This is a genomic window from Marinobacter sp. UBA3607 (assembly GCF_002375525.1).
GTDB lineage: Bacteria > Pseudomonadota > Gammaproteobacteria > Pseudomonadales > Oleiphilaceae > Marinobacter > Marinobacter vinifirmus.
Genome location: NZ_DFLY01000010.1, coordinates 36,898 through 60,098, shown reverse-complemented (window position 1 = coordinate 60,098; position 23,201 = coordinate 36,898). Strand labels below are relative to the sequence as shown.

The 23,201-nt window shown below is 60.0% G+C and carries 25 protein-coding genes; 13 read left to right on the top strand and 12 right to left on the bottom strand.

The annotated features are described in order from the left end of the window. The first annotated feature begins 30 nt into the window (after positions 1–30). Together B2589_RS02815 and B2589_RS02810 are read left to right on the top strand one after the other, a co-directional pair. Positions 31–3,753 carry a YhdP family protein gene (locus B2589_RS02815; protein ID WP_286815541.1) on the top strand — a complete coding sequence of 1,241 codons (3,723 nt, stop codon included), beginning with the start codon at positions 31–33 and terminating at the stop codon, positions 3,751–3,753. Between the two features lie 10 nt (positions 3,754–3,763). Continuing rightward, positions 3,764–4,588, top strand: a complete 825-nt coding sequence (locus tag B2589_RS02810) for a carbon-nitrogen hydrolase family protein (RefSeq protein WP_286815540.1) — start codon at positions 3,764–3,766, stop codon at positions 4,586–4,588. Positions 4,589–4,616: 28 nt separating this feature from the next. On the opposite strand, the gene yjgA is transcribed toward B2589_RS02810, so the two are convergent. The 12 genes from yjgA to B2589_RS02750 form a co-directional block, all read right to left on the bottom strand. Continuing rightward, positions 4,617–5,144 (bottom strand): ribosome biogenesis factor YjgA, encoded by a 528-nt coding sequence (gene yjgA, locus B2589_RS02805; RefSeq protein ID WP_199457167.1) that lies wholly within the window; start codon positions 5,142–5,144, stop codon positions 4,617–4,619. 18 nt (positions 5,145–5,162) lie between these two features. Continuing rightward, entirely contained in the window at positions 5,163–6,524 is a 1,362-nt protein-coding gene (gene mgtE / locus B2589_RS02800; protein WP_022989681.1) for a magnesium transporter, read from the bottom strand. A gap of 86 nt (positions 6,525–6,610) precedes the next feature. Next, positions 6,611–6,880 carry an HPr family phosphocarrier protein gene (locus B2589_RS02795; protein ID WP_022989680.1) on the bottom strand — a complete coding sequence of 90 codons (270 nt, stop codon included), beginning with the start codon at positions 6,878–6,880 and terminating at the stop codon, positions 6,611–6,613. A 6-nt stretch (positions 6,881–6,886) separates the two neighbouring features. Next, positions 6,887–7,771 carry an RNase adapter RapZ gene (rapZ, locus tag B2589_RS02790; protein ID WP_094623923.1) on the bottom strand — a complete coding sequence of 295 codons (885 nt, stop codon included), beginning with the start codon at positions 7,769–7,771 and terminating at the stop codon, positions 6,887–6,889. Between the two features lie 34 nt (positions 7,772–7,805). Further along, positions 7,806–8,276 (bottom strand): PTS IIA-like nitrogen regulatory protein PtsN, encoded by a 471-nt coding sequence (gene ptsN / locus B2589_RS02785; RefSeq protein ID WP_058341304.1) that lies wholly within the window; start codon positions 8,274–8,276, stop codon positions 7,806–7,808. 95 nt (positions 8,277–8,371) lie between these two features. Then, positions 8,372–8,674, bottom strand: a complete 303-nt coding sequence (hpf, locus tag B2589_RS02780) for a ribosome hibernation promoting factor (RefSeq protein WP_022989677.1) — start codon at positions 8,672–8,674, stop codon at positions 8,372–8,374. An 82-nt stretch (positions 8,675–8,756) separates the two neighbouring features. After that, positions 8,757–10,289: an RNA polymerase factor sigma-54 gene (locus B2589_RS02775; protein ID WP_286815659.1), complete on the bottom strand. Its 1,533-nt coding sequence runs from the start codon at positions 10,287–10,289 to the stop codon at positions 8,757–8,759. A gap of 133 nt (positions 10,290–10,422) precedes the next feature. Then, on the bottom strand, positions 10,423–11,148 hold the full coding sequence (gene lptB, locus B2589_RS02770; protein ID WP_022989675.1) for an LPS export ABC transporter ATP-binding protein: 726 nt from the start codon (positions 11,146–11,148) through the stop codon (positions 10,423–10,425). Then, positions 11,126–11,695, bottom strand: a complete 570-nt coding sequence (gene lptA, locus B2589_RS02765) for a lipopolysaccharide transport periplasmic protein LptA (RefSeq protein WP_286815539.1) — start codon at positions 11,693–11,695, stop codon at positions 11,126–11,128. The genes lptB and lptA overlap by 23 nt, the downstream gene beginning before the upstream one ends. Further along, the gene (gene lptC, locus B2589_RS02760; RefSeq protein WP_286815538.1) at positions 11,679–12,278 is read right to left on the bottom strand and encodes an LPS export ABC transporter periplasmic protein LptC; all 600 of its coding nucleotides are present in this window, start codon (positions 12,276–12,278) and stop codon (positions 11,679–11,681) included. The genes lptA and lptC overlap by 17 nt, the downstream gene beginning before the upstream one ends. Next, positions 12,275–12,856, bottom strand: a complete 582-nt coding sequence (locus B2589_RS02755) for a KdsC family phosphatase (RefSeq protein WP_286815537.1) — start codon at positions 12,854–12,856, stop codon at positions 12,275–12,277. Before B2589_RS02755 ends, lptC begins: the two co-directional genes overlap by 4 nt. Beyond that, a complete protein-coding gene (locus B2589_RS02750; protein WP_286815536.1) occupies positions 12,857–13,846 on the bottom strand; it encodes a KpsF/GutQ family sugar-phosphate isomerase in 990 nt (329 codons plus the stop codon). Positions 13,847–13,984: 138 nt separating this feature from the next. Here B2589_RS02750 and B2589_RS02745 point away from each other — a divergent pair, with 138 nt between their 5' ends. The 11 genes from B2589_RS02745 to B2589_RS02695 all read left to right on the top strand — a co-directional run bounded on the left by B2589_RS02745 (position 13,985) and on the right by B2589_RS02695 (position 23,135). Beyond that, the gene (locus tag B2589_RS02745; protein ID WP_286815535.1) at positions 13,985–14,797 is read left to right on the top strand and encodes an ATP-binding cassette domain-containing protein; all 813 of its coding nucleotides are present in this window, start codon (positions 13,985–13,987) and stop codon (positions 14,795–14,797) included. Further along, positions 14,794–15,576 carry a lipid asymmetry maintenance ABC transporter permease subunit MlaE gene (gene mlaE, locus B2589_RS02740; protein WP_286815534.1) on the top strand — a complete coding sequence of 261 codons (783 nt, stop codon included), beginning with the start codon at positions 14,794–14,796 and terminating at the stop codon, positions 15,574–15,576. The genes B2589_RS02745 and mlaE overlap by 4 nt, the downstream gene beginning before the upstream one ends. Before the next feature lie 22 nt (positions 15,577–15,598). Next, positions 15,599–16,048 (top strand): outer membrane lipid asymmetry maintenance protein MlaD, encoded by a 450-nt coding sequence (mlaD, locus tag B2589_RS02735; RefSeq protein WP_022989668.1) that lies wholly within the window; start codon positions 15,599–15,601, stop codon positions 16,046–16,048. A 38-nt stretch (positions 16,049–16,086) separates the two neighbouring features. Further along, entirely contained in the window at positions 16,087–16,740 is a 654-nt protein-coding gene (locus B2589_RS02730) for an MlaC/ttg2D family ABC transporter substrate-binding protein (RefSeq protein ID WP_094623974.1), read from the top strand. Next, positions 16,737–17,048, top strand: coding sequence for an STAS domain-containing protein (locus B2589_RS02725; RefSeq protein WP_094623931.1), 312 nt, complete (start codon positions 16,737–16,739; stop codon positions 17,046–17,048). Before B2589_RS02730 ends, B2589_RS02725 begins: the two co-directional genes overlap by 4 nt. A gap of 60 nt (positions 17,049–17,108) precedes the next feature. Then, entirely contained in the window at positions 17,109–17,357 is a 249-nt protein-coding gene (locus B2589_RS02720) for a BolA family protein (RefSeq protein ID WP_022989665.1), read from the top strand. A gap of 19 nt (positions 17,358–17,376) precedes the next feature. Continuing rightward, positions 17,377–18,639, top strand: a complete 1,263-nt coding sequence (murA, locus tag B2589_RS02715; RefSeq protein WP_273132121.1) for a UDP-N-acetylglucosamine 1-carboxyvinyltransferase — start codon at positions 17,377–17,379, stop codon at positions 18,637–18,639. 27 nt (positions 18,640–18,666) lie between these two features. Beyond that, the gene (gene hisG, locus B2589_RS02710) at positions 18,667–19,317 is read left to right on the top strand and encodes an ATP phosphoribosyltransferase (RefSeq protein ID WP_022989663.1); all 651 of its coding nucleotides are present in this window, start codon (positions 18,667–18,669) and stop codon (positions 19,315–19,317) included. 240 nt (positions 19,318–19,557) lie between these two features. After that, a complete protein-coding gene (hisD, locus tag B2589_RS02705; RefSeq protein WP_286815533.1) occupies positions 19,558–20,862 on the top strand; it encodes a histidinol dehydrogenase in 1,305 nt (434 codons plus the stop codon). A 253-nt stretch (positions 20,863–21,115) separates the two neighbouring features. After that, on the top strand, positions 21,116–22,186 hold the full coding sequence (gene hisC / locus B2589_RS02700) for a histidinol-phosphate transaminase (protein ID WP_286815532.1): 1,071 nt from the start codon (positions 21,116–21,118) through the stop codon (positions 22,184–22,186). 205 nt (positions 22,187–22,391) lie between these two features. Further along, the gene (locus B2589_RS02695) at positions 22,392–23,135 is read left to right on the top strand and encodes a Nif3-like dinuclear metal center hexameric protein (RefSeq protein ID WP_286815531.1); all 744 of its coding nucleotides are present in this window, start codon (positions 22,392–22,394) and stop codon (positions 23,133–23,135) included. Positions 23,136–23,201 lie beyond the last annotated feature (66 nt).

Sequence of the window (23,201 nt, the reverse complement as noted above, 5' to 3'; positions counted from 1 at the left end):
GGCGGAACCAGCCGGGGAGTTCTCTGCCATATGTCGAACCGCGATCAGAACACCGATCAGCCGGAGCTGCCAAAAAGCGGCCCGGTTGGCCGGCTATTGGAGCTGATTGCAGGCGCGGTCTGGTGGTCGATCCTGGTGGTTCTGGTATTGCTTGCCCTGTATGCCGGCATCGGCCGGCAGCTGACCGCCCAGGTCGACCGCTTTTCCGATCGTATTGCGGCTGAAATGTCTGCCCAGACCGGGCTGGATGTAGATATTACCCGGCTGTCCTCCAGCTGGAACTGGCTCGACCCGTCCCTGACCGCCTCCGGACTGACCCTCTCCAATCCCGATTCCGGCCGCACCATTGCCGAGCTGGAACACCTGCGCCTGCGGCTGGATTTCCTGGCGTCGGTATCACGGCTTCGGCTGGTGTTCGAGGATTTCGAGGCCGATGGCCTGGTGCTTACCCTGATTCGGGCTCCCGGAGACCAGCTCTCGGACCCGGTCGAGCAGATTGCCGAACTGGAACCGCTCAATGAAGGGGCTGCCCGGGAGTGGCTGAGGCTGGCGGGCCAGTGGTTGTCGGAGCCGGAGGTACGGATTACCCGGGTCAGCCTGGCCATCGGCCAGAACGAGGACGACCTGCGACATCTCTATATTCCCAGACTTGATTTGCTGTATACCCGTGGGCTGTTCCAGGCCTCCGGCCGTGCCATGCAAAGCGGCACGGCCACCCAGCTAGCCAGCTTTGCGCTGGTAGGCCAGCGTTTTTTCCGGGGCGACTTTACCGGCCAGCTGTATGTAGACGTGGATTCGGGCCGCCTGTTTGATGGCCTGATCGACGACTTGAGCTGGCGCGGCATCCGGGTGGAAGGTTTCGATCTGGGCGGCCGGGCCTGGCTGACCTTTGAAAACGGCACCTTACAGCAGATACAGGGCACGTTGGAAACCCCATACCTTCAGCTGGGTGTCGGCATGGCTTCACTGGCTCCGCTGGAAGACATCAGCACCCGCTTTGGCTGGCGCCGGGGCGGCGACCTGATGCTGCAGCAATTGCAGTGGCAATGGGATGGCGACCAGGTGGAACCGTTCAGTGTGCGCCTGCTGAACCAGCCTGGTGCCTCCGCGCTGGTAGCCGATGCGTTGCCCCTGGGGCCGCTCCGCCGCCTGGTTCGCTCGCTTTCGGTATTGCCACAAGTGGCCGATGATGCTCTCGACCACTATCGCCCCACCGGTTACCTGGACGACATGTTGCTGGAGTTACCGGAGCAGGCCCGGGATTTCCGGTTGTCCGGGCAAATCCGGGACCTGGGGGTGAAACCCTGGCGGGGCGCACCGGGTGCATCCGGGCTTAAGGGCCGCTTGCAGCTGACGGCGGATCAGGGCTTTGTTGAACTGGACACAAATGAACCCGCGACCCTTGGCTTTCCAGGTTTGTATGCCGGCAGCTGGACCCTGAACACCATGACTGGCCGTGTAGCCTGGGTACAAGCCGGCAATCTTACCCGGGTGTGGGCGGACGACCTGCAGTTTTCCTATCAGGACAACACCCGCCTGACCGGCGCCTTTGAACTGCGCCTGGACCGGGCCGGTGATGACTACCTGGGCCTTCGGGTCGGCGTGCAGAATGGCCAGGCGGGAATGCTCGCGGAGTTTGTGCCCGCAAAAGTGGTGAACGAAGGGCTCTATGAATGGCTCACGACCCGTATTACCGAAGCCGACATTACCGGTGGCGAATACTATGGCCATGGCCGGATTGATTCCGGTGCACCAAATGGTTCTTTTGTATCCTCCATGTGGTACGAATTCGACAATGCCCGGGTCCGCTACGACGACCGCTGGCCGGAAGTGGAAGCCGCCGCGGGCCGGGTGGAAGTACAGAATGCCGACACTCGGGTAACCCTGAACCGTGCCCGGACCGGAGGGCTCGACGTCCGCGATGGATTGGTACAGGTTGTGCCTGCAACCGACCAACAGCCGACCCGGGTGCTGGTGGATGTCACGTCGGATGTGCCGGGTGATGCAGTGCCCTGGTGGATGGCCAACAGCCCCCTGGGTGAACTGGCCGGGCAGGCAGTCAGCAGTGCTGAGTTTGCCGGCCAGTACCGTCTTGGCCTGAACATCGAGATTCCGCTGCAGGACGGTGCCAACACCGAGGTACAGGCCCGGGTTCGTACCGAGAACGGCAGTTTCCGCCTGCCCGGGCCAGGCCTGGCCTGGACGGATATCCGCACCGACCTGACCTACCACACCGAACAGGGTTTCTCCGGCGGCCCGGTGAATGCCCTCTTTATGGATCAGCCGGTTACCCTGTCGTTCGAGCAAACCGGCCGTGCCGAAGCCCTGACCATCCGGCAGGCCGGCCAGTTGTCCCTGCCGTCCTTCCTGCAACAGCTGGGACAGGCTGAAGGAACCGGATTTGGCCTGGATGGCACACTGGATTACCAGGCCCGGATGCGGGTGGATGCCAACGGCCCGTCCGCCATCGAGATGACCTCTGACCTGGCCGGCCTGAACGTGGACTGGCCTGAGCCGTTGGCCAAAACCGCCGGCCAAACCGCGCAGCTGAAAGCCCGTGTCGATCCCTTTGTTGAGGAAGGTGTGCGCATTACCGGAGACTGGCAAGACCGGATGGCGTTGGACCTGCTCTGGAAAGAATCGGCACTGGATTTGCGGTTTGATTATCTGAGCCTGGGCAGCCACCGGCTCACCGATATCACCATCAGCGCGCTGGACCTGGGCGACCGCTGGGTGGTCAATACCGAATCGGAACGGGCCGCCGGCCGGGTGGTGATTCCCGATGACGACGGCGTGGTTCAGGTAGACCTGCACACCCTGCACCTGAGCCGGGAGGACGCTTCAACCGAACAGGACCAAGCGCCTGAGCTGCTGACCCTGGAGCAACAGCTGGAAGCCTTCCGCCAGCTGGATATTGGCAGCTGGCCGGATGTGGACGGCCGCATCAGTAACCTCAAGCTTGGGGGTGAGTCGGCGGGCAGCTGGAGCTTCCGGTTGCGCCCGGCCCCGCACCAGCTGAATGTGGAGGCCATTGAAGGCCGCCTGGGTGCCCTGGAGCTGTCAGGTGACATGGTCTGGCGGGTCGTGGATGACCGGGAAACCACCCGCTTTCAGGGCCAGCTGACCGGCGGTGCCCTGAAAGACCTGGAAGCCCTGACCGGCAGCTCCATCCCCCTGACCAACCAGGCCACGGCGGTGGAGCTGGATATTGACTGGCCTGGCGGCCCCAATGATATCGGCCTGAGTGCGCTCAGCGGGGAAGTCAGCGTGCGGCTGGACGATGGCGTGATCCTGGAGCAGAACAACTCGGCCCAATTGTTCCGGGTCTTCAACCTGCTGAACACCGACACCCTTTGGCGCCGCCTGCGCCTGGACTTTTCCGACCTGTACGAGCGGGGCGTGGCCTTTGATGCCATTTCCGGCAAGGCCCGCATCAGTGACGGGCTGGTTACCATGGACCCGGAGCTGCAACTGGTGGGCCCATCCGGTGCCTTCAAGATCAACGGCTCCACCAACATGGCCGATGAAAGCCTGGATATGCGACTGGTGGTGGTGTTACCGGTTACCCAGAATCTGCCCCTGGCTGCCATACTGATGGGAGCCAGCGCTCCGATTGGTGGCGCCTTGTTTGTGCTGGACAAGATCCTGGGTGATCCCTTGAGCAAACTGACCAGCGCCACCTACAGTGTCACCGGTAGCTGGAGCGAACCCGAAGTTGATCTGCGCAGTGTGTTTGATACTGCCGAACAGTAAGGAGGGAAGGATGACACAGGTAGCCGCCATACAGATGGTCAGCAGCCACGATGTTGCAGCCAACCTGGACGAAGCCGGGCGCTTGCTGGCCGAAGCCGCGGGGCAGGGCGCGAAGGTGGCCGTGCTTCCCGAGAACTTTGCCGTACTGGCCACGGCGAAGATGCGTGGCTGCGGCGAGCAGGAGGCAGGGCCGGAACCGGTCATTCGCCGTTTCCTGGCTGACCAGGCCCGGCAGAACAAACTCTGGATTGTCGGCGGCTCCCTGCCGCTGGCGAACCGGCCTGACGGAAGCGATATTCCGGACCGGGTGCGGGCCACCTGCCTGGTATACGACGACCAGGGCCACGAAGTTGCCCGCTATGACAAGATCCACCTGTTCGATGCCATGGTGGACGATGCCCACGGCCAGTACCGGGAGTCAGACAGCTTCGAGCCCGGGCAGCGGGTGGTTACCGTGGATACGCCGGCGGGCAGGCTTGGGTTGGCGATCTGCTACGATCTGCGCTTCCCCGAGCTGTTCCGGGCGCTACGAGAGCAAGGGGCAGACTGGGTGTGCCTGCCCAGCGCCTTCACCTGGCAGACTGGTGATGCCCACTGGCATGCGCTGATTCGCGCCCGGGCCATCGAGAACCAGGTATGGGTGGTGGCAGCGGGGCAGGGTGGCCAGAACAGCGAACGCCGCAAAACCTACGGCCATAGCTTGATTTGTGATCCCTGGGGCGAGGTGGTCTGCGAACTAGAGCAGGGCCCCGGAGTGGTGCTGGCAGACCTGGACCTGGAGCGGCTGGAACAGCTGAGAACCCGCATGCCGGTGTGGCAGCACCGGCGCTTGTAAAGCGGTGGGGCGTTGCGCCCCACCGTGATTACTGCTGCTCGGCGTCGTCGATCCATTCCCGCAGGGCGCGGAACAGTTTTCGGGACTGGCCGGTATTCTTCTCTTTCTCCACATCCTTGCGGGCGTTGCGCACCAGGTTGCGCAGATGCTGCACCTCGGCGGTCGGACAGTAGTCAATAAACTCGCCCACTACCTTGTCGCCCTCGGCAATCATCCGGTCGCGCCAGCGCTCGGCCAGGTGGTGCCGGCGCGTGTGTTCCTCGCTGCCGGCGTGGAAGGCATCAATGGCCCGGCTCACTGCTTCAGGGTCATCTTCCTGGCGGATCACCTTGCCGATGTATTGCAGGTGCCGGCGCCGGGCTTCGCGCTGGTTAATCCGGCGTGATTCCACAATGGCGGCTTTCAGGGTTTCGCTGATGGTCAGCGAGGCCAGTTGTTCATCGCTCAGGTCCAGCATGCGTTTGCCCAGTTCCTGCAGGGCGTGCATTTCCCGTTTGAGCTGGGATTTACTGGGGCCGAAATCTTCCTCGAACTGGTCTTCGTGTTGGTCTGTCATGGCAATAAGGCTTGTCTGTCAGGCGTAGAAAAGGGTGGCCAATCCCAGGAAGGCCATGAAACCGACAACATCGGTTACCGTTGTCAGGATAACGCTGCCGGCCAGCGCCGGGTCAATGTTCCGGGATTTCAGGAACAGCGGCAACACCGTGCCCACCAGGGCCGCAGCTACCAGGTTGATCACCAGGGCAGCGGCAATCACCGCACCAATCAGCCAGTCGTTGAACCAGAGCACCGCGGCGGTCGCCACCACCAGGGCCCATAACAGGCCGTTGAGTACGCCGGAGAGAAACTCCCGGTTCAGCAGCCAGCCTACGTTGGCGCCGCTGATCTGGCCCACGGCCATGCCCCGGATAACCAGGGTCAGGGTCTGGCTGCCGGCGATGCCGCCCATGCTGGCCACGATAGGCATCAGTACCGCCAGGGCCACCACCTTGGAGATGGTTTCTTCAAACAGGCCGATGACTGCCGAGGCGGTAAAGGCGGTAATCAGGTTTACGCCCAGCCAGACGGCCCGGCGCTTGGTGGTTTTCATCACCGGGGCAAAGGTGTCTTCGTCTTCGTCCAGGCCGGCCATGCTCATCAGGGAATGGTCGGCGTCGTCCCGGATAACGTCGACCACGTCATCGATGGTGATCCGGCCGAGCAGCCGGTTGCTTTCATCCACCACCGGCGCGGAGATCAGGTCGTAGCGCTCGAACAGGGTGGCAACCTTGGTGTCGGACAGGGTGACGTGAATCGGCTCTATGTCGGTATCCATAACCTCCCGCACGGTTGCGCCGGGATTGGATACCAGCATGCGGGTAATGGGCAGAATACCGATAAATTCGTCGCGCCGGCTGACCACAATCAGGCTGTCGGTCATCGGCGGCAGGGTACGGTGCCGGCGCAGGTACCGCAGAACAACGTCAATGGTGATGTCCGGGCGCACCGTCACCGTATCGGTGTTCATCAGGCCACCGGCGGTGTCTTCCGGGTAGGAGAGTACTTCCTCTACCCGCTGCCGGTCCTGCTCGTCCATGGTATCCAGGACTTCCTGGATCACCGTATCCGGCAACTGCTGCAGCAAGTCGGCCAGGTCGTCCGATTCGAAGTCTTCCAGCAGGTTGGCCAGTTCCTGGGCGTTGAACTCGCTCAGGAAGTCGGCCCGGATGTCGTCCGACATGTACTGGAGGACTTCACCTTCCAGTTGCTTGTCGACCAGCTTCCACAGCAAAACCCGCTGCCGTGGCGGGGAAGATTCCAGCAGGTGGGCAATATCACTGGGGCTCAGGCCGCCATTCAGGATGCGCGCTACCTGTTTGAGGGCACCACTGTCGAGGGCCTCACTGAGGGAGCGAAGCCGCTGTCGGGCCTGACTTTTTTCCAGAATGTCGGTCATGAAACCACCTGCGATCAGAAAACCTTTGTATTATAGCGGAGTTAGGTTACACAGGTGAGGAAGACTTGTAGGTGAATTACGAAGTTTTATTCACCCTCGCCGAAATAGTCATCGATCAGTGCAACCAGAGCGTCGATGGCTTCCTGTTCGTCCGGGCCATCGGCGGCCAGCTCCACTTCGGTGCCCTGGCTGGCGGCCAGCATCATCACCTGCATAATGTTGCGGGCATCCACTTCCCGGCCCTTGGCCTTCAGGGTGATCTTGCTGTCAAACCGGGAGGCGGTGGTCACCAGCTTGTTGGTGGCCCGGGCGTGCAGCCCGAGCTTGTTGATAATTGTGATGGGGCGGCAGATCATGGCGGCTCAGATCTCTCCCCGGGCTTGCAGGTGAGGCAACTCGGTATGGCGCACCTGCACGTTGCGGTACTGCTTGCGGAAGTAAGCGCCCAATTGCTCGCACACATACACCGACCGGTGCTGGCCACCGGTGCAGCCGATGGAAATGGTCATGTAGCTGCGGTTGCTGTCGGCAAAGGACGGTAGCCAGGTGTTCAGGAAGCCGGTGAGGTCGTCCACCATTTGCCCGGTCAGCGGTTCCCGCTCCAGGAAATCGATTACCGGCTGGTCGGTGCCGGTGTGCTTGCGCAGGCTGGTGTCCCAGTACGGATTGGGCAGGCAGCGCACATCAAATACATAATCGGAATCTACCGGCACGCCGTGCTTGAAGCCGAATGACTGGAACAGCAGGGCGATTTCCTGTTCCTTGCGGCCGGCCACCCGCTGTTTCACCATGTCGCGTAATTCGTACATGGACAGGCCGGTGGTGTTGATATACAGGTCGGCCAGCTTCGACAGCGGTTCCAGCAGCTGTTTCTCGTTGCTGATGGCTTCGCGCAGGGAGGTCTTGTCGTCGCTCAGGGGGTGCTTGCGCCGGGTGGCGTGGAACCGTTGCAGCAGGGATTGCTCGTCGGCATCCAGGAAGATGATTTCGATCTCGATCCCGGTATCACCCAGCCGCTGGTAGATGTCCTCGAAATTGGCCAGTTCACCGGACAGGTTGCGGGCATCGATACTGACCGCCATTTTTTTCAGGCGGCCGGGGGCCTCGTGGGCCACGGCTTCCCGGGTCAGGGGAAACAGCAGGCCGATGGGTAGGTTGTCTATGCAATAGAACCCCAGGTCTTCCAGTACGTGCAGTGCCGTACTTTTGCCCGACCCGGACCGGCCACTGACGATGATCAGCTTCATGGTTAGGCTTCTCCCGTACTTTGACAGCCCTCGGTTACTGGCTGTCGGTGGTCATGCCCTTATACAGGGAGTCGGCATCCTGGCATTTGCGCAGGCGCTCGCAGAATGCGCTGTCGTTGAAACGTTCGGCAAGCTGGCTCAACAGCTCCAGGTGCTCGCTGGTGGCTTCTTTGGGTACAACCAGGGCAAACACCAGGTCTACCGGCTGGTTGTCGATGGCATCAAAGTCCACCGGCTCGGCCAGGGTCATCAACACTCCGATTACCCGGTCCAGACCTTCCAGGCGGCAGTGGGGTATGGCGATACCCTGCCCGATACCTGTGCTGCCAAGACGCTCCCGGGACACCAGGTTGTTGAAGATGTCGTTGTCGTTGAGAGTCTCGTCCTGATAGTGAATCCGCTCGGCAATAAACTCCAACACCCGTTTCTTGCTGGACGCCGGTACCTGGCACAGCGTCAGTGCCGGGGCCAGGATGTTGTCGATGGTCAGGGATGTATCGCTCATGGATTAACTGTGAACCCGTAAAAAAAAGGCTGCGGCCGGTAGCCCTGCCGCAGCTCGTTCGATTGAATTACCCGGTAGCCTGCGCTGGAAGGCGCTTAGCCGTTACCGTGCATCCGGTCTACGTTCTTTTCCTTGTGCTTGAGGATCTGGCGGTCAAGCTTGTCCACCAGGGCATCGATTGCCGCGTACATATCCTCGTTTTCAGCCTTTGCGTGAACCTCGCCACCCACAACGTGGAGGGTAGCTTCGGCCATCTGGCGAACTTTCTCAACTTCCAGCGTCACCTGACAGTTACTGATGTGGTCAAAGTGGCGCTCAAGCTTCTCGAACTTGGTGTTGACGTAATCCTTCAGTGCAGGGGTCAGCTCTACGTGATGGCCTGAAATGTTGAGTTGCATTGGCGTCTCCTGTTGTCATCATGCCGGCGTTCCGCCGGACTGAGTGCCAGGGCTTCGTGCCCCGGTGATTATTTGGTAAACGTTAAACCAGTCGTTTGCGTTCGTTCGAAGGAGGTATGTGCATGGCCTCCCGGTACTTGGCCACGGTGCGCCGGGCCACGTTGATACCCTGTTCCCCTAGCATGGCCGCAATTTTGCTGTCGCTCAACGGCTTTTTCGGGGTTTCCTCTGCAATCAGTTTCTTGATCATGGCACGAATTGCGGTAGAGGAACACTCCCCGCCTTCGGCGGTGCCCACGTGGCTGGAGAAGAAATACTTCAGCTCGAAGATGCCCCGGGGTGTGTGCATGTACTTCTGGGTGGTTACCCGGGAGATGGTGGACTCATGCATCTCCACGGCCTGGGCGATGTCCGACAGGATCAGGGGCTTCATGGCCTCCTCACCCTGGTCCAGGAAGCCCTGCTGGTGCTCGACAATGCGGGTGGCCACCTTCAGCAGGGTTTCGTTGCGGCTCTGCAGACTTTTGATAAACCACTTGGCTTCCTGCAACTGGTCGCGCAGGTAGGTGTTGTCGGCGCTGCTGTCGGCCCGTCGAATCAGCGACGCGTAGCTGGCGTTCACCCGGATGCGCGGGGCAATTTCCGGGTTCAACTCCACCCGCCACCGGCCTTCATGCTTGCGCACGATCACATCGGGGATCACGTAGTCGGTATCACCATGATCAATCACATCCCCCGGTTTCGGGTTCAGGCTGGTAATCAGGGCCAGGACTTCCCGCAACTGGTCTTCCTTCAACCGGCTGCGGCGCAGCAGCTGTGCGTAGTCACGGTTGCCCAGCAGGTGCAGGAACTGGGTGACAACCTGGCGCGCCTGGCGCAGCCAGGGGGTGTCCGGTGGCAGCTGGTTCAGCTGGATCAGCAGGCATTCCTGGAGGTCCCGGGCAAACACGCCGGGCGGGTCGAAATGCTGCAGGCGGTGCAGCACGGCTTCTACCTCATCCAGGTCCAGCGGGTCTTCATCGCTGTCTTCACGCAGGCCGGCGTGGATTTCGTCCAGCGGTGAGGTGAGGTAGCCCCGGTCGTCCACGGCGTCCATCAGGGCGTGGGCGATGGCCTGGTCCCGTTCGCTCAGGGGGGTGAGGTTCAGCTGCCATTCCAGGTGATCCCGCAGGGTTTCGGTAGGGGAGTTGCGGGTTTCGAAGTCCGAGTCGTTCTCGTCGTCGTCTTTCGGAGCGCTGGCCGGGGCGGTCTGGTAGATATCTTCCCAGGCGGTATCGACCGGCAAATCGTCTGGAATGGTGTCGGTAATGTCGCTTTCCGAATTCCAGTCCGGCCCGTTCTCGGATTCGTCCCAGTCGTTGCTGCTTTCCGGGGCGTTGTCATCCTGGGCGCTGGCGGTTTCGTTATGCTGGTCGTCAGAACTTTGCTGTTCGGTGGTGTCTTCCGGGCCGTGGTCGTCGTCCTCGGCGGTTTCCAGCATGGGGTTGGAGTCCAGCGCCTGCTGGATTTCCTGCTGGAGATCGAGGGTAGAAAGCTGCAACAAGCGGATGGCCTGCTGCAACTGGGGCGTCATGGTCAGGCTCTGGCCCAGTTTTAGCTGTAACGAGGCTTTCATAACCATGGCTTTAGATCCATAACAGACTGGTATCCCGGTAAAAAATCGAATTTCCTTGCAAGATCTTTGCCGAGTTTACTTGTTACCGTTCTGCAACACAATCAGACCTCGGTGAAAGGGCAGGGCGCTCCGCTTAAAGGCGGAATTCGTCACCCAGATACACCTCTTTTACCTGCTGGTTGGCGAGGATGGCCTCGGAGTTGCCCGAAGCAATGATGTGGCCGCCGGACACAATGTAGGCGTTCTCGCAGATATCCAGGGTTTCCCGCACGTTATGGTCGGTAATCAGCACGCCAATGCCCTTATCCCGCAGGTGCCGGATAATGTGTTTGATGTCGCTGACTGAAATGGGGTCTACCCCGGCGAAGGGCTCGTCCAGCAGGATGAAGGCAGGCTCCATGGCCAGGGCCCGGGCAATTTCCACCCGGCGACGTTCGCCACCGGACAGGGCCATGCCGAGGCTGTCCCGGATATGGGTGATATGGAATTCTTCCAGCAGCTCTTCCAGCTTGGCTTCCCGGTCGGCCCGGTTCAGGCCCTTGCGGGTTTCCAGGATGGCCATGATGTTGTCCCGCACGGTGAGCTTGCGGAATACCGAGGCTTCCTGGGGCAGGTAACCGATGCCCTTGCGGGCGCGGCCGTGCATGGGCAGCGGAGTGATGTCCTGGCTGTCGATGGTGATGCGGCCCCGGTCTGCCGGCACCAGGCCTACGATCATGTAAAAGCAGGTGGTTTTGCCTGCGCCATTAGGGCCCAGCAGGCCGACGATTTCTCCGGAGCGGATCTCCAGGGAAACATCCAGGACCACTTTTTTCTGCTTGTAGCTTTTGGCCAGATTACTGGCCCTGAGTACTGCCATCAGAACCTTCCCCGTTACTGGACTGGCCGGTGTTACGCGGCTGGATGACCATTTCGACCCGGCCGGAACCGCCGGTTTCCGTAGTGCCGCCTTCGGCGGTAACCACCCGGCTGACCGTATTGTAATGAATAACATCACCCTTGAAGGTGTTGCCCGCCTGTTCGATGACGGCCTCGCGCTCGAAGGTCAGCTGGTTGTCCCTGGCGGCCCAGGTAATGTTCAGGGCGCTGGCATTGGTCATGCCTTCGCCTTCCCGGGAGGGCTGGCGGTAATGGGCGGGAGATCCGCTGGCTTCAATGCGGCTCAGGCCCTGGTCGTCCCGGTACAGCACCACCCGCTGGGCTTCCAGCCGGGTGCGGCCCTGCACCAGTTCCACGTCGCCGGTGTAGGTGGCCACGCCGGCGCTGTCATCCAGCCGGGCGGAGTCGGCACTCACCTGGATGGGGGTGTTCGAGTCCATATCAAAGGCCATCGCCGGGGCGGCCAGCATCAGCGCGGCAGCCAGCAGCGCCTGCGGATAAAAACGGAGCTTACCTGACGGTTTCATATTGCCCTTCCACCCGGGAGTTGAGTTCCAGTATGCGTTGATCAATCCAGGCCTTCATTCCGGTGGCCTGGGTGGTACCGAACGGCTCGGTAATGGTTACCGGCAGGTCGGTGAATACGGTGCCTTCGTTGTTGTCCAGGGTCAGCGCTTCGGTGGCCAGCGTGGCCCGGGAGTCGCCGCTGGTGCGCAGTACGGTCACGTTACCTTCCAGGTGCATCAGCCCCTGAGATTGCAGCAGGCTACCTGCATCGGCTTCAATTATCCACGGTTCGGCCTCACCCTCGCCGAACAGGCGGGCGCGCGGGTCTGTCATCCTGGCGCTGCTGTCGTGATCGAACTGCTCGATGCGGGGGCTGGTCATGTGGATTTCCAGGCTGCCCTGTTCATTCCAGGCCCGGTAGTCGGCGCCCACCACGAAGCCGTCCGGCTCGGCGGGGCCCCGAAGCTGTGCCGCTTCGGGATCGGGTACCGGTGGCTCGCCGCTTTGCCACATCAGGTAAACCGTGGCGGCAACCGTAGCCGCCAGGGCCAGGGTGCGCAGCCAGGGCTTGCCGGCCTGTGAGGAAAAGAACCGCCGGATCATGCCCGGTCGTCCTGTGATTCGGCCAGGTAGGGGGTCAGGGTGTTTTCCAGCTGGCCCTGGGCCCAGAGAATCAGTTCGCAGGCTTCGCGCACGGCGCCCTGACCGCCCGCTGCCTGTGTGCAGTAGTCGGCATGCTGGCGGACCAGCCAGTGGCCGTTGGGCACGCTGATGCCAAGGCCCGCGTACTGCAGGGCAGGGAGGTCCGGCAGGTCATCGCCCATATAGCCGATTTGCCCGGCGGTAATGTCCATGTCGGCCACCAGTTCCTGCAGGGCCACCCGCTTGTCTTCACGGCCCTGCATCAGGTGGCTGATGCCCAGGTCGTTCATGCGCTTTTCGGTGAGCGGCGAGCGCCTGCCGGTAATCACCGCCACGGTAATGCCGGCGTGCATCAGCTGTTTCAGGCCCAGGCCATCCAGTATGTTGAAAGTTTTCAACTCGTCGCCGCCGGCGCTGAAGTACAGGCGGCCATCACTCATAATGCCGTCTACGTCAAAGGCCACCAGGCGGATGCCGGCGGCTTTGGCTTTCAGTGCGTCGTCCCACTGGTTTTGCAGGGGGTGAACCATGCCGGTCATTCAGATAACCCCCGCGCGCAGCAGGTCGTGCATGTTGATGGCGCCGGTCAGTTGGCCGTTTTCATCGGTGACCGCCAGGGCGTTGATCTTCAGTTCTTCCATCATGTTCAGGGCTTCGGCTGCCAGGTGGTCGGCGCGGATGGTTTTGCCGTGGCGGGTCATGACATCCCGGATGGCAGTGGTGTGCACATCCACGGATTTGTCCAGGGTACGGCGCAGGTCGCCGTCGGTGAAGATGCCGGTCAGTTCGCCCTTTGTATTCACTACCGTGGTCATGCCCAGACCCTTGCGGGTGATTTCCAGCAGCGCGGTGCTGAGGCTGACATCCTCGAAGACTTTCGGAATCGCGTCGCCGGAATGCATGATGTCGGAGACCCGCAGCAGCAAGCGCCGGCCCAGGCTGCCGCCGGGGTGGGAAAACGCGAAGTCTTCCGCACTGAAGCCGCGGGCTTCCAGCAGGGCAACGGCCAGGGCATCGCCCATCACCAGGGTGGCAGTGGTGCTGGAGGTGGGCGCGAGCCCCAGGGGGCAGGCTTCAATAGCCACGCTGACATCCAGGTTGGCAATGGCTTCCTTGGCCAGGACCGAGTTGGGGTTGCCGGTCATGCTGATCAGCGGAGCGCCCATGCGCTTGATCAGGGGCAGGATGGTAACCACTTCGCTGGTGCTGCCACTGTTGGAGATGGCAATGACCACATCCTGCGGGGTAATCATGCCCATGTCGCCGTGGCTGGCTTCGCCGGGGTGGACAAAGAATGAGGGAGTGCCGGTGCTGGCCAGGGTGGCGGCAATCTTGTTGCCGATGTGGCCGGATTTGCCCATGCCGGTCACCACCACGCGGCCCTTGCAGGCCATGATGACCTCGCAAGCCCGGGTGAAGTCGCCGTTAATGCGGCCTTCAAGGGCTTCGATAGCTTCCCGTTCGATGCGGATGGCCCGCAGGGCAGAGGTGCGGTAGTCCTGGCCACCTGAAGAATTGGAGTCTGTCATCTCGGCTGGTTTTCCCTCTGTCCGCTTGCTCGGTCTGGCTGCCCCGGCTACCATCCGGGGCCGTGAGCGATTGGCTGGCAAGTATATCATTTATGAACCTCTTGTCTTAATGTAGGCGCTCCCCGAGAAGGATGGATTATGGAGTCATCTGCTTACATAACACTTGAGGATGTGGTGTTTTCCCGAGGTGGTCGCCGCATTTTCGACGGCGTAACGCTGGACATACCCAAGGGCAAGATCACCGCCATTATGGGCCCCAGCGGCACCGGCAAGACCACGCTTTTGCGCCTGATCGGCGGCCAGCTAAGGCCGGATTCCGGGCAGGTTACCGTGGACGGCCACAATGTGCCGGCCCTCAAGCGCAAAGACCTTTACCGGTTGCGGGAAAAAATGGGCATGCTGTTCCAGAGTGGCGCCCTGTTCACCGACCAGAGCGTTTATGAAAACGTTGCCTTCCCGCTGAGGGTGCACACCAAATTGCCGGAAGACATGATTCGCGACATCGTGCTGATGAAGCTCGAGGCCGTGGGCCTGCGTGGTGCCCGCAAACTCATGCCTTCCGAACTGTCCGGCGGCATGACCCGCCGGGTCGCACTGGCCCGCAGTATTGCCCTGGACCCGGAACTGATCATGTACGACGAGCCGTTTGCCGGGCAGGACCCCATTGCCATGGGCGTGCTGGTGAAGCTGATCAGGGATCTGAACAGCTCCATGGGGCTGACCAGCGTGCTGGTTTCCCACGATGTGCCGGAATCCCTCAGCATTTGTCACTACGCCTGTATCCTGGCGGACGGCAAGGTGATCGGAGAGGGTACTCCGGAGGAGTTGCGCGAGCATCCGTCTGATCGAGTCCAGCAATTTCTGAATGGCCAGCCCGATGGCCCGGTGCCGTTCCATTATCCGGCCAGCGATGCCGCTGCGGACTTTGGCGTAACCGGAGGCGCACTATGATGCATCGTATTGCCGCCCTGGGCCGTGGCGGGCTGGATGTGATTTCTTCCTTCGGCCGGTCCGGGCGCTTTCTGGTGGGCGTTCTGGCAGGCATTCCCCGGCCGGCGACCGGGTTTCCGTTGCTGCTGCGCCAGCTGTATTTTGTCGGCGTACTTTCGCTGGCCATTGTGGTGGTGTCCGGGCTGTTTATCGGCATGGTGCTGGGCTTGCAGGGTTACACCATTCTCAGCGATTACGGCTCCGAAGCTGCGATTGGCCAGATGATCGCCCTTACGCTGGTGCGAGAGCTGGGGCCGGTGGTAACGGCTCTGCTATTTGCCGGTCGGGCCGGTTCCGCATTGACGGCAGAGATCGGCCTGATGAAAGCCACCGAGCAGCTCTCCAGTATGGAGATGATGGGTGTGGACCCCTTGCGCCGGGTGATTGCGCCCAGGCTCTGGGCCGGATTCATCGCCATGCCAGTACTGGCTATCATCTTCTCTGTAGTGGGTATCTGGGGCGGCATGCTGGTTGGCGTGGACTGGCTGGGCGTGTTTGAAGGCGCGTTCTGGGGCAATATGCAGTCGTCAGTGGATTTTGTGGATGACGTGCTGAATGGCGTTATCAAGAGCGTGGTGTTCGGGTTTGTCTGCGCCTGGATTGCGGTGTATCAGGGCTATGATTGTGTGCCCACCTCCGCCGGCATCAGTTCTGCCACCACCAAAACCGTTGTTTATTCATCGCTGGCGGTGCTCGGGCTGGACTTCGTCCTGACGGCCGTCATGTTCGGCGATTTCTGATCAAATTTTCAGGGAGCCTGCAATGGCACAAAGAACCACAGAAGTAATCGTAGGCCTGTTCATGATCGCCGGGTTGGCCGCCCTGCTGTTCCTGGCGTTGCAGGTGAGCGGACTGTCGCCGAAATCGGCTGGTGATCGTTACACCCTCTATGCCAACTTCAATGACACCGGAGGCCTGGCGCCCCGGGGCAAGGTGTCGATGGCGGGTGTCACCATCGGTGCCATCGAATCCATCGAGCTGGATACCGAAACCTTCCAGGCCCGGGTAGTGCTGGCTATCGATGCCGGCATCGACAATATCCCGGCGGACAGTGCAGCAGTAATACGTACATCCGGTCTGCTGGGAGATCAGTACATTGATATATCGGTTGGTGGCGACCTCGAGTCCCTGAGCCCGGGCGACACCTTTTATTCCACTCAGTCTGCCATGAATCTCGAGCGGCTGATCAGTAACTTTGCCTCCGGACGCTGATGCCGGGCAGAGCACAGAAACGAATACGGGAGAACACAATGCTTGCCCTGAAACAACGATTCATCTGGATGTTTGCCATGGTTGCCCTGGTGGCGGGCCAGGCCTGGGCCGGTCCGGAAGATGACCTGAAACAGTATGTAGACGAAAACACCCAGAAGCTGGTGCAGAAGCTCAATGAAGAAAAGGGTCTGTATGAACAGGACCCGGAAGCCTTCTACGCCAGCATGGATGAAACCCTGGACCAGTTTGTGGATTTTCGCCGCATTGCGGCCCGGGTGATGGGACGATACGCTCGCCAGACTTCCCCCGAACAGCGGGACGAGTTTGTGGCCAAGTTCAAGCGCAGCCTGTTCGATAGCTACGCTCAGGCGCTGGTGAGTGCCGAGAACTTCGAAATCAACGTGCTGGACGCGGAAATCCTGGCTCAGAACGACGACCGTGCGTCTGTGCAGATGGAAGTGATCAGCGCGTCCGGCAACCGCTATCCGGTCACCTACTCCATGTACCGCAATGGCGAAGGCCGCTGGATGATGGAGAACGTGATTGTGGAAGGCGTGAACATCGGCCTGGCATTCCGGGATCGCTTTGCCCAGGAAATGGAGCAGAACCGTGGCCAGGTTCAGGCCGTGATCGATGGTTGGAGCGATGCCGTCGAAGCCCTCAAGCTTGATGAAGAGCTGGACCGTTCATGACCGCTCCGGCTGTCGAGCTCTCAGGTAATACACTCGCGGTAACCGGTGAGGTGAACGCCGATACAGTGATCGCCCTGCGCAAGCAGGGTGAACAATTGATCGGGGCAGCCAGCGGCCCGTTAACCGTTGACCTTTCCGGCCTGGCCACCGCCCACAGTGTGGTGTTGTCCATGCTGTTGTGCTGGCACCGGCTGGCCCTGGAAAAACAACAATCCCTCACCTTTCAGGGTGCCAGCGACCGCTTGTTGTCGCTGGCTGCCCTCAGCAATCTGGAAGACCAGATTCCCGGATTTGCCACACACAGCTGACCGGCGCCCGGGAATTGGTTACAATTCCGCCCCTGATTTCAAACCAGTCGAGGAATCCCTATGGACGCCGCCCAGGTTACCGAACTTGTTAAAGAAGCCCTGCCCGGTTGCGAGGTTCAGGTACAGGTCGATGGCAGCCACTACCTTGTGGTTGCTGTGGGTGACGTATTTGAAGGCCTGCCCACCATCAAACGGCAGCAGATGATCAACAAGGTACTGTTCCAGCACATTATGGACGGCACCATTCACGCCCTTCACCCGAAAGCCTACACCCCGAGCGAGTGGGCCGAGCGGCAGGCCCAGGCCTGAACAGCACAGGACAAGTATTGTGGACAAACTTCTGATCGGGGGCCGCAAGCCCCTGGATGGCGAGATTCGTATTTCAGGCGCCAAGAACGCGGCCCTGCCCATTCTGGCGGCCACGCTGCTGGCCGATGAGCCGGTAACCATCGGCAACCTGCCGCACCTGAACGACATCACCACGATGATCGAGCTGCTGGGCCGCATGGGCGTGGAGCTGATGATCGACGAAAAGATGAGTGTGGAAATTCACGCCAACACCATCAAGCACTTCCACGCGCCCTACGAGCTGGTGAAAACCATGCGCGCCTCCATCCTGGTGCTGGGCCCGCTGGTTGCGCATTTCGGCGAAGCGGAAGTGTCCCTGCCCGGTGGCTGTGCCATCGGTACCCGCCCGGTGAACCTGCACATCCACGGCCTGGAGCTGATGGGCGCAGACATCACGGTGGAGAACGGTTACATCAAGGCGAAAACCAACGGTCGCCTGAAAGGTGCTCATATCTTTATGGATACCGTGACCGTAACCGGTACCGAGAACCTGTTGATGGCGGCCACCCTGGCGGAAGGCAAGACCATTCTGGAAAACGCCGCCCGGGAACCGGAAGTGGTCGACCTGGCCGAATGCCTGATCGCCATGGGCGCAGACATCAAGGGCCACGGCACCGCGACCATCGAGATCAACGGGGTAGAGCGCCTGCACGGTTGCCACTACAACGTACTGCCGGACCGTATTGAAACCGGCACCTACCTGGTGGCGGCAGCGGCGACCGGTGGTCGGGTAAAACTGAAAGACACCCGGGAAGACCTGCTGGAAGCAGTACTGCTGAAGCTCGAAGAAGCCGGCGCGGAAATCACCACCGGCCCGGACTGGATCGAGCTGGACATGAAGGGCAAACGCCCGAAAGCAGTCAGCCTGCGCACGGCACCGTACCCGGCGTTCCCCACCGACATGCAGGCCCAGTTTGCGGCCATGAATGCAGTGGCAGAAGGCACCGGTACCATCGTGGAAACCGTGTTCGAAAACCGCTTTATGCACCTGCAGGAACTGATCCGCATGGGTGCCGATATCACCCTGGAAGGCAATGCCGCCATCATCAAGGGCGTGGAGCACCTGACTGGCGCCCCGGTGATGGCCACCGACCTTCGGGCTTCTGCAAGCCTTGTGATTGCAGGCCTGGTTGCCGATGGCGATACCATTGTAGACCGCATTTATCACATAGACCGCGGCTATGAATGTATTGAAGAAAAACTGCAGCTGCTGGGCGCAAGTATTCGCCGTTTGCCGGCATAATTAACCAACGGGAAACCGGATAGATCCATGACAGATTCCATCACCATCGCCTTGTCGAAGGGACGAATCCTCGAAGAAACCCTGCCGCTGCTGGCGGAAGCCGGTATTGAGCTGGTGGACGACGTGAAAAAGTCCCGCAAGCTGGTGTTTCCGACCACGGATCCGAACGTGCGGGTACTGATTATCCGTGCCACGGATGTGCCCACTTACGTTCAGTACGGCGGCGCCGATCTGGGCGTGACGGGCAAAGACGTGCTGATGGAGCACGGCGGCGAGGGGCTTTATGAGCCGCTGGATCTGAACATTTCCCGCTGCCGGTTGATGACCGCTGGCAAGAAGGGCGAGCAGCCTCCGGCGGGGCGCATCCGCGTGGCCACCAAGTTTGTGAACCTGGCGCGGCGCTATTACGCGGCTCAGGGGCGGCAGGCGGATATCATCAAGCTTTACGGGGCGATGGAGCTGGCGCCGATCCTGGACCTGGCGGATGAGATTGTGGATATCGTGGATACCGGTAATACCCTGAAGGCCAATGGGCTGGAGCCGCGGGAGCTGATTGACCATATCAGTTCGCGGTTGGTGGTGAATCGGGCTTCCATGAAGATGAAGCATGGGCAGATTAATCCCATTATCGAGAAGATGGCGGTGGCCGTGGATCGTCGGCGCGGTTCTCAGGAGTAAGGCTTCCTTATACTTTGGGAGTGTGTCACCCATCGGGTTGGCCCTTCCAAAAACCGCTCCTTACGGCACGTCCCTGTGACGCTTCTGCTCCGCCATCCATGGCTCCGCACATTTTTGGAAGGGCCAACCCGATGGCTTCCGCATACTTTTGAGTTTGGAAGCCCCGGAGTTTTTAATCCCCGAACTGTTGGCGGGTAATCCGACGGAAATCAGTATTCAATCCAAAGCAGGATTAACGAGATGAACGACAGAATCACCAGGCTGAATACCACACAGGGCGACTTTGACAGTGCGCTGGCCAAGCTGTTGGCGTGGGATGACAGTGTTGACCATCAGGTGAATGAGTCGGTTCGGCATATCCTGCGTGAGGTGAAAACCCGTGGCGATGCGGCGGTTCTGGAGTTTACCGAGAAGTTTGACCGGTTAAAGGTTAACTCCATGGCAGAGCTGGAGATGGATCAGGGGCGTCTTCAGGAGGCTCTGGAGCGGATTCCGCAGGATCAGCGGGTGGCTCTTGAGAAGGCTGCTGAGCGGGTTCGGGATTATCATGAGCGGCAGAATCAGAAGTCCTGGCAGTATCAGGATGAAGACGGAACGATTCTGGGGCAGAAGGTGACGCCGCTGGATCGGGCGGGTTTGTATGTGCCGGGTGGTAAGGCTGCTTATCCGTCTTCTGTGCTGATGAATGCGATTCCTGCGAAGGTTGCCGGGGTTGCCGAGGTGATCATGGTGGTTCCTACGCCGGATGGTGTGGTGAACGACATGGTGCTGGCGGCGGCGGCGATTGCGGGTGTGGACCGGGTGTTCACCATCGGTGGCGCCCAGGCGGTTGCGGCGCTGGCGTACGGTACGGAAACGGTGCCTTCGGTGGACAAGATTGTGGGCCCGGGGAACATTTTCGTGGCGACGGCCAAGCGGGAGGTGTTTGGTGTGGTCGGTATCGACATGATCGCCGGGCCTTCCGAGATCCTGGTGATCTGCGATGGCAAGACCGACCCGGACTGGATTGCCATGGATTTGTTCTCCCAGGCCGAGCACGATGAGCAGGCCCAGAGCATTCTGGTGAGCCCGGATGCGGATTTCCTGGATGCCGTGGAAGCGAGCATTAACAAGCTGCTGCCGACTATGGAGCGTGAAGACATCATTCGCACTTCCATGCTGGGCCGTGGTGCACTGATCAAGGTGGCTGACCTGAAAGAAGCGGCTGAGGTGTCCAACCGCATTGCTCCTGAACACCTGGAGCTGTCGGTAGAAGACCCGCAGGCGATGCTGGATGATATCCGCCATGCCGGCGCCATCTTTATGGGTCGCTACACAGCAGAAGCTCTTGGCGACTACTGCGCGGGCCCGAACCATGTGTTGCCCACCAGCGGTACCGCCCGGTTCAGTTCCCCGCTGGGTGTATACGATTTTCAAAAACGATCGTCCCTGATCGGTTTTACTCCGGAAGGCGCTGACCGCATGGGCCGTGTGGCTTCTGTGTTGGCGCGCGGTGAAGGCCTTACGGCCCATGCCCGTTCAGCTGAGTACCGTATCAAAGACTGACTGATTCCTGCGGTGTCCTTGGGTGCTGCTGGTCCATCTGAATAGCTTGAGAGCCGGGTTGGTTGTACTGGAAGGTTCGAATAGCAGGGCAGGTAGGGCTTTTCAAAAATTTGCGGAGCCATGGATGGCGGAGCAGAAGCGCCACATGGATGTGCCGTAAGGAGCGGTTTTTGGAAAGCCCTACCTGCCCTGCGAAAACTCCCAAATAAATACAACCAACCCGGCTCCTGCACCATTTTGGAGTTCAAGAGATATGAGTAAATACTGGAGCCCGCTGGTCAGCGAATTGCAGCCGTATGTACCTGGTGAACAGCCAAAAATGGCTAATTTGGTGAAGCTGAACACCAATGAAAATCCTTTTGGCCCATCGCCAAAAGTGATAGAAGCCATTCAAAAAGAGCTGAACGACAACCTGCGCTTGTATCCGGATCCGGAAGGACAGGCGCTGAAAGAAGCCATCGCCGATTACCACGTCGATTTTGCGATTAATGCAAAGCAAGTGTTTGTCGGCAACGGCTCGGACGAAGTTCTTGCGCACATTTTTCAGGGCTTGCTGAAACACGATAAACCGATCCTGTTTCCAGACATCACCTACAGCTTCTATCCGGTTTACTGCGGCCTGTACCAGATCGAAAGTAACGTCATTCCGCTCACCGACAGCTTCGAGATCAATCCGGACGACTACAAACGCCCCAATGGTGGCATCATCTTCCCGAACCCGAACGCGCCGACTGGTCGCTACCTGGGCCTGCAACACGTGGAAGAAATCCTGCAAGCCAACCCGGACAGTGTGGTGGTGGTAGACGAAGCTTACGTGGACTTCGGTGGTGACACGGCGATTCGCCTTGTTAACGAATACCCGAACCTGCTGGTTTGCCAGACCCTCTCCAAGGCCCGTTCACTTGCTGGTCTGCGTGTTGGTTTTGCGGTGGGTAACGAAGAGCTGATCGAGGCCCTGAATCGGGTTAAGGATAGCTTCAACTCCTATCCGCTGGACCGCCTGGCGTTGGTTGGCGCCGTTGCTGCATTCGAAGACAAACAGTGGTTTGAAGATTCTTGTAGCGGTGTGATTCGTGAGCGGAAGAGGGTGACGGAAGAGCTTGAGCAGCGGGGCTTTGAGGTACTGCCATCTAAGGCAAACTTTGTGTTCGCTCGTCATCCTGACCACGAAGGTGCAGAGATCGCAGCAAAGCTGAGAGAGCAGGGCATCATCGTTCGCCACTTCAACAAGCCAAGGATCAGCGACTTTCTCCGAATCACCATTGGCACCAGCGATCAGAACAACGCTTTGATCAAAGGTCTTGATTCCCTCCAGAGTGACTAGGGCGTACGCTGGCGTTCGGGCTTTGGTGTAAGCGTAAGGGGCTGCAGGGACTTTCCGGAAACCGCTACAAGCACATCCCTGTGCGCTTCTCTCCGGCCATCCATGGCCTACGAAATTTCCGGAAAGTCCCTGCGGCCCCATACTCTCAGGCATCTTGCACGCCAGTTATACCTTAATCCAACTGAACCCAAGTTATGAGGTTTGTATGGCTAACAGAAACGACATCCTCGCCAGAATAAACGAGTGGCTAGCGCCAGAAAATTTTCAGGACTATGCCCCGAACGGCCTGCAAGTTGAGGGCAGCGAGACCGTAGGCTTTATCGTTTCAGGTGTGACCGCATCACAGGCCCTGATCGACGAAGCCGTAAAACAAAACGCCGATATGATCCTCGTCCACCACGGCTATTTCTGGAAAGGCGAAGACCAGACCATCCGTGGCATGAAAAAGAACCGCATCAAACAGCTCTTGGACAACGACATAAACCTCGTCGCCTACCACCTGCCACTGGACGACCACCCCGAGTACGGCAACAACCGCCAGCTGGCCGATATACTTGGCATCCAGAATCCACGCCCAATGGGTGGGTTAGTGTGGCAAGGTGAATTGCCCGAACCCATGTCATCCGAAAAGTTAGGCCTGCACCTCGCAAGAGCCCTGCACCGGCAGCCGCTTCACGTAGGCAATGGCCCGGAAATGATCAAGACTGTCGCCTGGTGCACCGGGGCAGCTCAGGGGTTCATCAACGCGGCTTTGGATGCGGGTGTCGACGCCTACATAAGCGGCGAGATCTCCGAGCCGACGACTCATACGGCCAGAGAGTGCGGGATTCACTACTACGCGGCCGGCCACCATGCGACCGAACGGTATGGTGTTCAGGCTCTGGGCGAAGCATTAGCAAGGGAATTCGGAGTAAAGCACCAGTTCATCGACTGCGATAACCCGGTGTAAATGACACGGACCCTGAGCAGTTAGGATCGGCCAGTCTGGGGAACGGCTTTCCAAAAATTTGCGGAG